The following is a 13,812-nucleotide window of genomic DNA, read 5'->3' as shown; positions in this document are numbered from 1 at the left end:
CGACGGGAGGGCCGACCGGCAGCGGCGCCCCGCGAACGAGCGGTCCCCCCGGGGACCGCTGCCGCGACGCGCCCCCACCCACCCCACCCGTCGGCACGACGGCCGCGCCCTCCCCGCCCCCTCCGGTCGGGGACCGGGTGCGCCCGTGCCCGTCCCGGAGGACGACCCATGGACCCCCTCACGCCCGCCGCCCTGCGCTCCTGCCTCGTCAACGCCTCCCGCAAGGAGCGCGCCGACCTCACCCCGCCGGCCGACCTCGACGCGCGGCCCTGGGACCGCCTCGACCTCCTCGGCTGGCAGGACCCGCGCCTGCCGAAGCGCTCCTACGTCGTCGTGCCCGTCGACGGCGAGCCCGTCGGCGTCCTGCTGCGGCAGGCCGACGCGTCCCCGCGGCGCCGGGCGCAGTGCGCCTGGTGCGCCGACGTCCGGCTGCCCGTCGACGTCGTCCTCGTCGCCGCCCGCCTCGCGGGTCCGGCGGGGCGGGGCGGCGACACGGTCGGGACGCTCGTCTGCGAGGACTTCTCCTGCTCGGCCAACGTCCGGCTCGACCCGCCGCTGCCCTACGAGGGCTTCGACCGGGCGGCCGCCCGCGAGCAGCGCGTGGCCGACCTCCGGGCACGGTCGCTCGCCTTCGTGCGGGCGGTGGCCGGGGGCTCCTGAGGCCGGTCAGCCGCGGGCGGCGTCGAGCGCCCGCCGCACGACGCCGCCCGCGCCCGCCACGAGCTCGTGCGCGCGGGCGGCGTCCACGTCGGCCAGGACGACGACGACGGCGGTGCCCGCGTGCCCGCCGACGGCGTCGAGCGCGTCGGCCGCCGTGGTCTCGTCCGTGCCCGTCGCCTCGACGACGATCCGCACGGCGCGGCGGCGCAGCTTCGCGTTGGTCGCCCGGACGTCGACCATGTGCGGCCCGAGCACCCGGCCGCGGCGGACCATCGTGGCCGTCGAGATCTGGTGGAGGACGAGCTTCTGGGCCGTCCCCGCCTTGAGCCGCGTGGACCCGGCGACGACCTCGGGACCGGTGGGGACCTCCACGGCGACGTCGACGACGGCGCTCAGCTCGGCACCCTCGTTGCTGCTCACGCCGACCGTGCGGGCGCCGGCGGCACGGGCCGCGGCCACGGCGGCGAGGACGTACGGCGTCCGCCCGGAGGCGCTGATGCCGACGACGACGTCCGCGGGCCCGACGCCGAGCGCCGTCACGTCGGCCGCGCCCGCCTCCTCGTCGTCCTCCACGCCCTCGCGGGCCGCCTGCAGGGCGCCGAGGCCCCCGGCCATGACGCCGACGACGAGGCCCGGGTCCGTGCCGTAGGTGGGCGGCACCTCGGAGGCGTCGACCAGCGCCAGCCGGCCGGGGGTGCCCGCGCCGACGTAGACCAGCCGTCCGCCGCGGGCCATCCCGTCGACGACGAGGTCGACGGCCGCGGCGATCGCGTCGCCCGCGGCGGCCACGACGGCCGGCACCTCGGCGTCCGCCGCGGCGAGGACCGCGACGACCTCGCGCGTGCTGCGGGTGTCGAGGTCGGCGAGGTCCGCCCGGGCGTGCTCCGTCCCGAGCCGGTCCAGGTGCGGTACGCCCGCCGGACCACCGCCCGTCGGCGGCGCCGACGCCGTGACGAGCTGCGGCGCAGGGGTGCCGGGGGCAGGAGGGGGGCTGGGCCTGTCTCGTCGCGCGTCCATGGTGGACCTTTGGTACAGCGGCTGTCCTGTACCGTCAAGACGGTCGGGGGACACGGTCGCGGGGCGGGCGGCCGGACGGCGTCGTCCCCCCGGCGCGAGCGGTCCCGGGGGCGTCGGCGCGGGTGACGGCTCGAGACGCGGGAGGCGCGACGTGGGTGACGACGGCACGACGGCGGGCGAGGTGGGTACGGCCCCCGCCCCGGCGGCTCCGGAGGAGCCGGACGTGCTGCGCGACATCGAGTCCCGGACCGCCGCCGCGACCGACTGGTCCGGTCACCGTCCCGACGGCCTGCCCGACGGCGTCGTGCGGGCCCGCTCCGTCGACGACGTCGTCCGCACCCTGCGCTGGGCCACCGCCACCCGCACCCCCGTCGTCACCCGCGGCGCCGGCACCGGCCTGGCCGGCGGGGCCACCGCCGGGGCCGGCGAGGTCGTCCTCGACGTCCGCGGCCTCGACCGCCTGGTCGAGGTCCGGCCCGACGACCAGGTCGCCGTCGTCCAGCCCGGGGTGCTCGTCGCCGACCTCGACGCGGCGGCCGCCGTCCACGGCCTCATGTACGCCCCCGACCCGGCCAGCGCGGCGACCGCCAGCGTCGGCGGGAGCATCGCCACCAACGCCGGTGGCCTGCGGTGCGCGAAGTACGGCGCCACCCGCGAGGCCGTCCTCGGGCTGCAGGTCGTCCTCGCCGACGGCCGTGTCCTGCGCACGGGCCGGCAGACGACGAAGGGCGTCGCGGGCTACGACCTCACGGCGCTGCTCGTCGGGTCGGAGGGGACGCTCGGCGTCGTCGTCGAGGCGACCGTCCGCCTCCGTCCCCGGCGCCGGAAGCAGGCCACGACGAGCGCCTTCTTCGACACCGTCGCCGACGCCGCCCGTGCCGCGACCGCCATCACCCGCGCCGGGGTGGAGCCCGCCGTCCTCGAGCTCGTCGACGCGGCCACCCTCGAGGCCGTCGACGCCGCCCTCGGCCTCGACCTCCGGGCCCGCGGCGCCGCCATGCTCCTCGCCCAGACCGACGGCGCCGGGGCCGAGTCGGAGGGACGTGCCGTCCTGGCCGCCGTCTCCCCGTGGGCCCGCGGCGTCGAGACGACGACGGACCCCGCCCGCGCGGCGGAGCTCATGACGGCGCGCCGCGAGGCCCTGCCGTCGCTCGAGCGGCTGGGCCGGGCCGTCATCGAGGACGTCGCGGTGCCCCGCTCGCGTCTCGCCGAGGCGGTCGCCGGCATCGAGGAGATCTCCGCGTCGACCGGCGTGCGCATCGCCGTCTTCGCGCACGCGGGCGACGGCACCCTCCACCCCGTCGTCGTCGTGCCCCCCGAGCAGGACGTCCTGTCGGGAGCGCCGTGGGACGCCGCCTGCCGGATCTTCTCGCTGGCCCAGCGGCTCGGCGGGACGCTGACCGGCGAGCACGGCGTCGGCCTCCTCAAGCGGGCCTGGTTGCGCCAGGAGCTGGGCGACGTCTCGATGGACCTCCACGCCGCGGTCAAGGCGGCCTTCGACCCGCTGGGGATCCTCAACCCGGGCAAGGCGATCGTCGACGGCTGATGGCTGACGGCTGACGGCTGACGGCTGACGGGCTGACGGCCCGGACTGGAGGCTGAGGACTGCAGGCCGGGGACCGAGGGCGCGGGCGGGCCGACGGCTGGGGACCGAGGGCGCGGGGGCTGCGGCTGGGGACCGAGGGCGCGGGCCGGCGGCCGGCGGCGGTCGGGGGCGAGTCCTGACGCCGGAGCCGGCCGAGGGCGCTCCCGCTCCCGTCGTCCCCGCCCGGGCCGACCGTGCGTCCGGCCGTCGGTCGATCGCCCCCGATGACGTCGTCTGCGGCGCTCTCGCGGCAGGACTAGACCGCCGTAGAGGCCGTCATCGACGGCTCCACGGCGGCCACGGCTCGTGGTCGGCGGGTGGTCGGCGGGCGGTCGCCCGGTCAGAAGGGCGGTGGGTCGTCGTCCTCCTCGGCCGGCGGGTCGGGCGGTCGGGGTGCGTCGCGGTGGTGGGTCACGGTGGTGGCGCTGATGAGCAGCTGCGCGCCGGGCCAGGCCATGTCGACGGTCGGGTAGGAGCAGTCGAGGGGCTCGCCGAGGTTTGCCCCAGCCGGCGGGCAGCGGCGGGCCACCGTCCTTCTCCCGGGCGATGGGTCGGGGGAGGAAGGGCGGTGCGGGGTCGTCGTGGACCAGTCCGAGGGGTGAGGTCCACCGGGTCCCGAGGCCGTGCAGGTCGGTCGGGTCGTCGGTGATCGGCTGGACGAGCCATCCGTAGTGGGTGCGGCACTGGTGGTGCTTGCGGCAGCGGGGCCGGAGGTTGCACTCGCAGGTGGGTCCGCCGGCGCCGTGGGGGGTCTGGTGGTCGAGGTCGCAGCGGACCGAGGGCTGGGTGCAGCCGGGGTGGGTGCACTCGGGCAGGGCGGCGCGGATGTAGCGGGTCTGCTCGGCGGTCGGGACGTAGTCGGTGGGCAGGCCCGCGAGAGGGCAGGTCGGTGCGGTCCTTGTGCCGTGGTCGGACGTGTCGGCTCCCGCCGACGCCCATCGGGGCGTGGTGGTGCCGGGCGCGGCTGCGTCGGCGATGCGGGCGAGCTTGTCGGCGAGGCCGGGTGGCACCTGGCCCGTGGTGGCCGGCGGCGGCACGGGTGGTGTGCTCTTCCGGCTGTCGCCCGGTGGGTGGGGCACCGCGTGGGCGCCCTCCACCGGAGCCGGCGTGATGGGCGGTGGCGCCGTCGTGGTCGGTGCCGCTGGCGCGCCGGAGTTGGGGGTGGGGAGGACGTCCGCGATCGGGGTCGTCGTGTCGTCGGCGGCCCGCGGCGTGGTCGTGCGGGTCGTGCTGGTGTCGAGGTGGTGGAGGTGTCCGTCGACGCCGAGCACTTTCCCGGTGAAGGGGTCGGTGAGGATCCGGCGGAAGGGGTGGCCGGCGGCGAGGAGCTCGCGGGCGACGTCGGCGGGCACGGCGCCGTGGCCGGCGAGCCACGCGGGCTCGTCGTCCAGGCCCAGCAGGGTGGGCAGGGACACGTTGAGCGTCGGGCCGTGGCACGGCCCGGCGTGCGCCCGACCGTCCGAGCGCGGGTCGGCGCCGGTGGCCAGGCCGACCAACGCGTCGAAGCGGCGGGCGTCCACGCCGCGCTGGTCGGGCAGACCGGCCGGGTCGGTGGTGACGGGGTCCAGACCCGCGGCGACCGCCGCGTGCGGGTCCGCCCCCGCGTTCGGGCCGGTGCGGGTGGTGGCCCAGGTGGTGATCCGGTGGAACAGGGCGGTGATGTCGGCGACCGGTCCGGTGGCGACGAGCTCGGCCGCCCCGTCGCCGAGCGGCTGGACGAGGACGCGGCGCCGGCACGTCTCGTAGCGGAGCCCGCGGTTGGTCGCGTCGACCTCGAGCCGGGCGACCAGCGCCCGGACCTTCCGCTTCACACCGGGCGGGTCCAGGCGGGGGAGGTCGTCGGCGAGGTGGGCGTCGACCCAGCGGGCCTGCTCCGGCGTCAGACCGGCAGTGCCGGTGACGACCGCGTGCGCCCGGGCGGGGCAGATGCCTCCGCTGCGCAGCGCGGCCCGGGTCTGCGGCAGCACGGTCGTCAGCGCGAGCGCGTCCTGCACCAGTCGCCGCGCCCCCGCGACCCCGACCCGCAGGGCGAGGGCGATCTCGGTGACCACGGCCTCGGCCGGGTCCCCGCCGAGCCGGCCGAACCGGGCGGTCTCGACCGGGTCCCCGCCGACCGGCACGCCCAGGGCGGCGGCGACCTCGTCGACGAGGTCGGCCACCAGGTCCAGCAGGGCGGCGTGCTGGGCCGACGCTGCCGCGTGGGCGTCGCGGAGCCGGTCCAGGACGGCCCGACCCGCGCGCCGGGCGACGGGCAGGTCGCGCGGCGGCAGGTCACGGCGATCGTCGCGGCACGGGACGTCGTCCTCGCGCGGGGCGTCGTCGGTCGGCTCCTGCCCCACCGCGCCACCCCCTCGACAACCCGTCCGAACGTGTGTTCGAATGATAGTCGACCGACCGCGCCACCGCCAGACCTGTCCACCGACGTCTCGCCCTCCCGTCGGGGCGACGCCTCGTCGATGACGGTGTCTCGCGGCATCTAGTGCTGCCGCTATCCGGCGGCAGACGGCGTCATCGACGGACATCGGCCGTCCTCGTGAGGCGGTGGGTCGTCGCCCCTCGGAGGGGGGCGGTGCCGAGCCCCGTCCTGCCCGTCCTCCCGCCCGGTCGCGCCACACCTCACCGGGCGAGCAGCCCTCGCACGAGCGCCACCACCTCGCCCGGCGCCGTCTCGGCCATGAAGTGCCCCGCCCGCGTGAGCCGGTGGTCGAGGTCGGGCGCCCAGGCGGCCCACCGCGCCACCGGGTCGAAGCCCAGCGCTCCGCCCCAGTGCTGCTGCAGCACGCCGACGGGCATGGTCAGCCGCCGGCCCGCGTCGCGGTCGGCCCGGTCGTCGTCGGCGTCCACGCCCGCCGAGGCCCGGAAGTCGGCCACGACCGAGGTCACCCGCTCTCGGCTCGCCCGCAGGTACTCCGCGCGGACGTCGTCCGGCAGCCAGGCGGAGCCGTCGCCCCACGCGTCGAGGAAGTGGCCGAAGAAGGCGTCCGGTGCCCCGGCCACCAGCGCCTCCGGCAGCCCCGGCGGCTGCGCCATGAGGTAGAGGTGGAAGGCGACGGCGGCCGACCGCCCCTGCAGCACCTCCCAGCTGTCCAGCGTGGGCAGGACGTCGAGGACGCCGAGGTGCGTGACGACCTCGGGGTGGTCCAGGGCCGCCCGGACGCCCACGAGCCCGCCGCGGTCGTGCCCGACGAGCGCGAAGCGGTCGTGGCCGAGCTCCCGCATCAGCGCGACCGCGTCCCGCCCCATCGTCCGGGCGCTGTAGGTGCCCGGCCCGTCCTCGGGCGGGGCGCTGCTGGCCCCGTAGCCGCGCAGGTCGGCGGCGACGACGGCGTGGTCGGCCACGAGGTCCGCCGCGACGGACCGCCACATGAGGTGGGTCTGCGGGAAGCCGTGCAGCAGCAGCACGGGCGTGCCGCTCCCGCCGACGGCGGCGTGCAGCGAGACGCCGTCGGCCACCCGCACGTCGACCTCGGCGAGGCCGGGGATGCTGGGGCGCGTGGCGGGCGCAGGGGCGGTGGGTGCAGCGCTGGGGGCAGGGGCCGGGACGGGCTCGGTCGTCGTCATGGCGTCCACGCTCGTCGCCCCCGATGAGCGTCCGATGAGCGCCGCCCGGCGGGGCACGACGTCGTGACGCCCGACCCGGCTGCCGGTGACCCAGCCCCCGCCCCCCTCGCCGTCGGTGCCCTCGGCCCGCTCGAGGTCCGCGACGCGCCCGGGGCTGCGGGCACGTCCGGCGCCCTCCGCCCCCTCGCCCCCCGCCCGCGGGAGCTCCTCGCCCGGCTCCTCGTCGCCGGCGGGCGCACCGTCCCGCTCGGGGTCCTCGTCGACGACCTGTGGGACGTGCCGGACGAGGGCGCCGTCGCGGCCGTCCGGACCTTCGTCGCCGCGCTCCGCCGCGTCCTCGAGCCGGGCCGGCCGGCGCGCACGCCCCCGCGGCTGCTCGTCACCGAGGGCCGCGGCTACGCCCTGCGCCTGCCCCACGGCGCCCTCGACGCCAACGCGGCCGAGGAGGACCTCGCCGCCGCCCGCGACCTCTCGCCGCGCGACGCCGTCCCGCGGCTCGAGCACGCGCTCGCCCGGTGGCGGGGTCCCGCGTACGGCGACGTGGCCGACCGCCCGTGGGCCCGCGCCGAGGCCCGGCGGCTCGACGAGCTCCGGCTCACCGCCGTCGAGCGCCTCGCCGCGGCCCGTCTCGACGACGGCGACGCCGCCGGGGCCGCCGCCGCCCTCGGCCCCCACGCCGAGGAGGCGCCGTGGCGGGAGGAGGGCCACCGGCTGCTCGCCCTGGCCCTGTACCGCGACGGCCGCCAGGCCGACGCCCTCGCCGCGCTCCGCCGCGCCCGCGCCCTGCTCGCCGACGAGCTGGGCGTCGACCCCGGCCCCGCCCTCGTCCGGCTCGAGCAGGACGTGCTGCGGCACGCCGTCCCCGCGGGCCGGGGCGCCGGCGACGCCCCGCTCGAGCGTGCGGCGTCCGCCTTCGCGCTCTCCGTGGGGCCAGGTTCCGGCGCACGCCTGCGCGCGGGTGCGGAGCTGCTCCGCTCCCTCGCCGTCACGGGCGCGGCGGGTCTCGTGGCCGCGCGGGAGCAGCGCCTCGACGCCGTCCGCGCCGCGGCGGCGACCGACGACGTCGAGCTCGTCGCCCGCCTCGTCGGGGAGCACGACGTCCCGGCCCTGTGGGGCCGCGCCGACGACCCGGTGCAGGCGCGCGAGCTCGTCGCCGTCGCCGAGCGGACCCTCGCGCGGCTGCCCGCCGAGGCCCCGCCCGTCCTCCGCGGGCGCCTCCTCGCCACCCTCGCGGTCGAGACCCGCGGCGAGGCGGGCGTCCTCGGCGCCCGCGGCCGGGCGGCCGCCGAGGAGGCCGAGGCGCTGGCGCGGGAGCTCGGCGACGCGCGCCTGCTCGTCCACGCCCTCGGCGCCGCCGCCCTCCACGCCCTCGACGACGTCGGCGCGGCGCCGCGGCGCGAGGCCCTCGGCGCCGAGCTCGTCGCCGTCTCCGCCCGGCACGGCCTCACGGCGCACGAGGTCCTCGGGCACCTCGTCCGGCTGCAGGCCCTCTGCGCGCTCGGCGACGTCGACGGCGCCGACCGCGCCGCCGCGACGGCCGACGACCTCGGGCGCCGCAGCGAGGCGCCGCTGGTCGCCGTCTTCACCCGCTGGTACGCCGCCGTCCGCACCTCGCTGACGGACCGGCCCGCCGACGTCGTCGAGGCCGCCGCCCGCGACGCCGCTGCGCTCCTCCCGTCCGCCGGCATGCCCGGTGTCGCGGAGGGCCTCCCGGCCCTGGCCGTCCTCGCCACCCGGGTCCGCCACGGGCTCCCGTGGCCGGACGACCCCGCCACGGCCGGCGCGTACGCCCCCTGGGCGCTGCCCTGGCACCACCTCGCGCACGGCCGTCCCGACGCCGCCGCCCGCGCCGTCGCCGCGCTGCCCGACCCACCGCCGGGCCACCTCCTCGAGGCGCTCCTGGCCCTCGGCGGCCTGGCCGCCGCGGTCGTCGGGGACCGTCCCGCGACCGCCCGTGCGGCCGCGGCGCTCCGGCCCGCCCGCGGGCTGCGCACGGCCGGCAGCGGCGTCCTCGACGTCGGCCCCGTCGACGCGGTGCTCGCCCGCCTCGACGCCTGACGGGCCGGCGTCCGGGCCCCGCCGGCGCGCCGGTCCGCCGACACGCCCGACCGCCACGCCCTTCCCTGGACCAGAGGTCTGTGGTGGTGTGGGTCGTGCCGACCGGTGCGCCGACGCACCGGCACCCGGTCCGGTGCACGTGCCCGACGGACGACGACCGGCGACCCACGTCGCCGGTCGACCGACGACGACCCGCGACCTCCAGGGGGCCACCGCCCGTGCACGACGACCGAGAGCTCCTCCGCAAGCGCGTCGAGCGCACGCTCGCGCACCGGCTGCGCCCCCTCGTCCACCGGACGGTCGCGCCGCTGGTCGTGGAGGCGTGGCACGTCGGAGGCGGGCGCGGAGAGCCCGTGCCGCCGTCCGCCGCGCTGCCCGGCGACGCCGGCGGCGGCCCCCAGGACCCCGACGCGACCTACGGGCCGATGGCCGTCGGCGACGCGTGGGGCCCCGCGTGGGGCACGACGTGGCTGCACGTCACGGGCGAGGTGCCGGCGGAGGCCGCGGGGCGACACGTCGAGCTCGCCCTCGACCTCGGCTGGGCCGACCACTCGCCGGGCTTCCAGGCCGAGGGGCTCGTCTACACGCCGGACGGACGGCCCGTGAAGGGCCTCAACCCGCGCAACGGCTGGGTGCCGCTCGTCCGGGACGCCCGCGGCGGCGAGCGCGTCGACCTCTACGTCGAGGCCGCCGCCAACCCGCTCGTCCTCGACGTCGACCCGTTCCGCCCGACGACGCTGGGCGACCGCCTCACGTCCTCCGACGCCCCGCTCTACCGGCTCGCCCGCGCCGACGTGGCCGTCCTCGAGACCGAGGTGTGGGAGCTCGTCGCCGACCTCGAGGTCGCCGACGGCCTGCTGCGCGAGCTCGGCGAGGGCGACCCGCGCACGTGGCAGCTCGCCCGGGCCCTCGACCGCAGCCTCGACGTCCTCGACCTCCAGGACGTCGAGGGGAGCGCCGGGGCGGCCCGCGCCGAGCTGGCCGACGTCCTCGCGTCCCCCGCCGCCGCGAGCGCCCACCGCGTCAGCGCCGTCGGCCACGCGCACATCGACTCGGCGTGGCTCTGGCCGCTGCGCGAGACGGTCCGCAAGGTCGCGCGCACGACGTCGAACGTCGTCGACCTCATGGACAGCCCCGAGGGCGAGCACCTCGTCTACGCCATGAGCTCGGCCCAGCAGTACGCCTTCCTCGAGGAGCACCGCCCCGAGGTCTACGAGCGCGTCGCCGAGAAGGTCCGCGAGGGCCGCTTCGTGCCCGTCGGCGGGATGTGGGTCGAGTCCGACACGAACATGCCCGGCGCCGAGGCGATGGCCCGCCAGCTCGTCCACGGCAAGCGGTACTTCCTCGACCGCTTCGGCGTCGACACGCAGGAGCTGTGGCTGCCCGACTCCTTCGGCTACTCCGCCGCGCTGCCCCAGCTGGTCCGTCTCTCCGGCTCGCGCTGGTTCCTCACGCAGAAGATCAGCTGGAACACGACCAACGTCTTCCCCCACCACACGTTCTGGTGGGAGGGGATCGACGGCACCCGCGTCCTCACGCACTTCCCGCCCGTCGACACCTACAACTCCGAGCTGTCCGCGGCCGAGCTGGCCCACGCCTCCCGCAACCACCGCGACAAGGCCGGCTCCAACCGCTCGCTCGTGCCCTTCGGCTGGGGCGACGGCGGCGGCGGCCCCACCCGCGAGATGCTCCAGCGCGCCCGGCGGACGGCGGACCTCGAGGGCTCGCCGCGCGTGGCCGTCGAGCCGCCCTCGGCCTTCTTCACCGCCGCCGAGGCCGAGTACGGCCCCGGCGGCCCGCGCGGCGGCGGCGGGCCCGTGTGGGTGGGCGAGCTCTACCTCGAGATGCACCGCGGCACCTACACCTCGCAGCTCGGCGCCAAGCAGGGCAACCGCCGCAGCGAGCACCTCCTGCGCGAGGCCGAGCTGTGGTCGACCGCCGCGGCGCTCGCCAACCCGTCCTTCGCCTACCCGTACGAGGACCTCGACCGGATCTGGAGGACGGTGCTGCTGCACCAGTTCCACGACATCCTCCCCGGCTCGTCGATCGCCTGGGTGCACCGCGAGGCGCGGGCCACCTACGCCCGCGTGGCCGAGGAGCTCGAGGCCCTCGTCGCCGCGGCCCTGACCGCCCTCGCCGGCCCCGTGCCCGCCGGCGACGACGGCGCCGAGCTCGTCCTCAACGCCGCCCCGCACGCCCGCGACGGCGTCCCCGCCCTCGGCGGCGCCGTCACCGGCCCGCCGTCGTCGACCGTGACGGCGGCCAGGGAGGGCGACACCCACGTCCTCGACAACGGCCGGGTCCGCGTCGTCGTCGCGGCCGACGGGACGCTGGCGTCCGTCCGCGACCTCGCCGCCGACCGCGAGGTCCTCGCGCCCGGGCAGGCCGGCGCGCTGCTCCAGCTGCACCCGGACACGCCCAACGCCTGGGACGCCTGGGACCTCGACGCCTTCTACCGGAACCGCGTCACCGACCTCACGGACGTCGACGCGGTCGAGCCCCTCGTCGGCGCGGCGGCGGGCGGCGACGGCGTCGCGGGCGTACGGGTCACCCGGACCGTCGGCGCGAGCCGGCTCACCACCGACCTCACCCTCGCCCCCGGTGCGGCCCGGGTCGACGTCCGCGTCGAGGTGGACTGGCAGGAGCGCGAGAAGGTGCTCAAGCTCGCCTTCCCCCTCGACGTCCACACCGGCGCCGCGGCCTTCGAGACGCAGTTCGGCCACCTCGTGCGCCCCACGCACGAGAACACGACGTGGGACGCCGCCCGCTTCGAGGTCTGCGCGCACCGCTTCGTGCACGTCGCCGAGCCCGGCTACGGCGCCGCGGTCGTCAACGACTCGACGTACGGGCACGACGTCGCCCGCCACCCCCGCGAGGGCGGCGGCACGACGTCGACCGTCCGGCTCTCGCTCCTGCGCGCCCCGCGCTTCCCCGACCCGGACACCGACCAGGGCGTGCACGAGCTGCGGGCCGCCCTCGTCGTCGGCGCCGGCGTGGGCGACGCGGTGCGGGAGGGCTACGCGCTCAACCTCCCCGGGCGTCGTGTCCCCGCGGGCGCCGCGGCCCACGTGCGCCCGGTGGTCCGGGTCGAGGACGAGAGCGCGCCCGGCGCCGTCGTCGTCGAGGCCGTCAAGCTCGCCGACGACCGCTCCGGCGACGTCGTCGTGCGGCTCTACGAGGCGCTCGGCGGCCGCGCACGGGGCCGGCTCGTGGCGGACGTCGCGACGACCGGCACCGAGGAGGTCGACCTCCTCGAGCGGCCGCTCGCCGACGACCTGCGCGGCGCGCTCGTCGGCACCGACGAGGGCGGGGCGTCCCTCGCCCTCCGCCCGTTCCAGGTCGTGACGCTGCGCCTGCGGCGGGGCGCCGGCGGCTGACGCGGCGGCACGGACGCACGACGGCGCCGGGACCGCCCCGGCGCCGGGGCAGGGCCGACGGGTGGCGACGGCGCCACCGGGAGGAGGCACCGATGGGCACCAGCGGAGCAGGGGGACGCCGACCACGGGGTCGCCGGCGGCGGGCCGCCCTCCTCGGGGCCGGGGCGGCGGTGACGCTCGTCGCCGCCGGCTGCGGCGGGCCGTCGGACGCCGAGCGCGCGCAGGTGCTGCGCGTGGCCTACCAGCAGTTCGGCGGCAGCGAGAACGTCCCGCTGTGGTTCGACGACCTCGAGGAGCGCTTCGAGGCGTCCCACCCGGGCGTCGACCTCCAGGTGACGCCCGTCGTCGCGGGCGGCAACGACTACTTCACCAAGCTCAACCTCATGCGCGGCTCGCCGCGGACCGCGCCGGACGTGGTCCTCCAGGACACCTTCCAGATCAACTCCGACATCGAGGCCGGCTTTCTCCTCCCGCTCGACGACCGGCTCGCGCAGTGGGAGGACTGGCCCCAGTTCGCGGGCTCCGAGGCGGCGACGACCGGGCGCGACGGCCGCGTCTACGGCGTCTCCATGGGCACCGACACGCGCGGCCTCTGGCACAACACCGACCTCCTCGAGGAGGCGGGCGTCGAGACGCCGTGGCGCCCCTCCACGTGGGAGGAGGTCCTCGACGCCGCGCGCGCCGTCCGCGACGCCGGCCTCACCGCCCCCGACGGGCGGGACGTCATCCCCCTCAACGTCTACGGCGGCTCGTCCGTCGGCGAGGTGACCTCCATGCAGGGCGTGCAGATGCTCCTCGCCGGGACGGGCGACGTCCTCTACGACGAGGAGACCGACCGCTGGGTCACCGGCAGCAGGGGCTTCGAGGACTCGATGGGCTTCCTCTCGACCGTCTACGCCGAGGGGCTCGGCCCGTCGCTCGACCTCGCGCTGGACCCGCAGCTGCAGTACGCGATGGCCGGGCAGCTCATCCCGGCGCAGCGCGTGGCCATCGCCCTCGACGGCTCGTGGCAGGTGACGAACTGGCAGGAGGGCGGCGCCGGGGAGTGGCCGGAGTGGACGGAGGTGCTCGACGTCGCGCCCATGCCGACGCAGGAGGGCCAGGACCCCGGGGCCGTGAGCATGTCCGGCGGCTTCGCCTTCGGCGTCAGCGCGACGGCACCCGACCCGGACCTCGCCTTCGAGCTCGTCGCGGAGGCGGCGGGCCGCGAGAGCTCGCTCGCGTACTACCTCGCGGCGCAGCAGATCTCGGTGCGGGCGGACGTCACGGCCGACCCCCGGTACGCCGAGCAGAACCCGCGGACGGCGGCGCTCACGGAGCTCGTCGAGGTCACCCGCTTCCGGCCCGCCTACCAGGAGTACCCGCGCATCTCGAACGAGATCAGCACGGTCGCCGAGTCGGTCATCACGGGCGAGCGGACGCCCGCGGAGGCCACGGCCGACTACGACGCGGCGGTCACCGACATCGTCGGGGCCGACGCCACCGAGGACGCCGCGGAGCGGGCGCGGTGAGCGTCGTCGAGCGGGCCGGGGGCCCGCCCCCCGCCCCCACCGC

Annotated in this window: 7 protein-coding genes and 1 pseudogene; 5 read left to right on the top strand and 3 right to left on the bottom strand. The window is 78.1% G+C overall.

The window, feature by feature from the left end:
- The first annotated feature begins 168 nt into the window (after positions 1-168).
- Positions 169-660, top strand: coding sequence for an FBP domain-containing protein (locus EDC03_RS12405; RefSeq protein WP_123380554.1), 492 nt, complete (start codon positions 169-171; stop codon positions 658-660).
- A 6-nt stretch (positions 661-666) separates the two neighbouring features.
- Here the strand turns inward: EDC03_RS12405 and murQ are convergent, their stop codons facing one another.
- Positions 667-1,677, bottom strand: coding sequence for an N-acetylmuramic acid 6-phosphate etherase (murQ, locus tag EDC03_RS12400; RefSeq protein ID WP_123380553.1), 1,011 nt, complete (start codon positions 1,675-1,677; stop codon positions 667-669).
- A 151-nt stretch (positions 1,678-1,828) separates the two neighbouring features.
- Between murQ and EDC03_RS12395 the strand changes: the two genes are divergently transcribed.
- The gene (locus EDC03_RS12395) at positions 1,829-3,223 is read left to right on the top strand and encodes an FAD-binding oxidoreductase (RefSeq protein WP_241967173.1); all 1,395 of its coding nucleotides are present in this window, start codon (positions 1,829-1,831) and stop codon (positions 3,221-3,223) included.
- A gap of 1,388 nt (positions 3,224-4,611) precedes the next feature.
- Here the strand turns inward: EDC03_RS12395 and EDC03_RS18595 are convergent.
- Together EDC03_RS18595 and EDC03_RS12385 are read right to left on the bottom strand one after the other, a co-directional pair.
- Positions 4,612-5,784: pseudogene (locus EDC03_RS18595) on the bottom strand (DUF222 domain-containing protein); the annotation flags it as partial.
- 94 nt (positions 5,785-5,878) lie between these two features.
- Positions 5,879-6,823 (bottom strand): alpha/beta fold hydrolase, encoded by a 945-nt coding sequence (locus EDC03_RS12385; RefSeq protein ID WP_123380695.1) that lies wholly within the window; start codon positions 6,821-6,823, stop codon positions 5,879-5,881.
- Positions 6,824-6,886: 63 nt separating this feature from the next.
- Here EDC03_RS12385 and EDC03_RS12380 point away from each other — a divergent pair, with 63 nt between their 5' ends.
- The 3 genes from EDC03_RS12380 to EDC03_RS12370 all read left to right on the top strand — a co-directional run bounded on the left by EDC03_RS12380 (position 6,887) and on the right by EDC03_RS12370 (position 13,769).
- A complete protein-coding gene (locus EDC03_RS12380) occupies positions 6,887-8,881 on the top strand; it encodes an AfsR/SARP family transcriptional regulator (RefSeq protein ID WP_123380551.1) in 1,995 nt (664 codons plus the stop codon).
- A 218-nt stretch (positions 8,882-9,099) separates the two neighbouring features.
- The gene (locus EDC03_RS12375; protein ID WP_123380694.1) at positions 9,100-12,258 is read left to right on the top strand and encodes an alpha-mannosidase; all 3,159 of its coding nucleotides are present in this window, start codon (positions 9,100-9,102) and stop codon (positions 12,256-12,258) included.
- A gap of 92 nt (positions 12,259-12,350) precedes the next feature.
- On the top strand, positions 12,351-13,769 hold the full coding sequence (locus tag EDC03_RS12370; RefSeq protein ID WP_123380550.1) for an extracellular solute-binding protein: 1,419 nt from the start codon (positions 12,351-12,353) through the stop codon (positions 13,767-13,769).
- Positions 13,770-13,812: the final 43 nt, after the last annotated feature.

Source organism: Pseudokineococcus lusitanus, from assembly GCF_003751265.1.
GTDB lineage: Bacteria > Actinomycetota > Actinomycetes > Actinomycetales > Quadrisphaeraceae > Pseudokineococcus > Pseudokineococcus lusitanus.
The sequence above is the reverse complement of the archived record's forward strand: the minus strand, read 5'-3'. Positions and strand labels throughout refer to the sequence as shown.

Coding starts and splice junctions, on each gene's coding strand:
- EDC03_RS12370 (WP_123380550.1), top strand. CDS start 12,351: ATGGGCACCAGCGGAGCAGGGGGACGCCGACCACGGGGTCGCCGGCGG.
- EDC03_RS12405 (WP_123380554.1), top strand. CDS start 169: ATGGACCCCCTCACGCCCGCCGCCCTGCGCTCCTGCCTCGTCAACGCC.
- murQ (WP_123380553.1), bottom strand. CDS start 1,677: ATGGACGCGCGACGAGACAGGCCCAGCCCCCCTCCTGCCCCCGGCACC.
- EDC03_RS12385 (WP_123380695.1), bottom strand. CDS start 6,823: ATGACGACGACCGAGCCCGTCCCGGCCCCTGCCCCCAGCGCTGCACCC.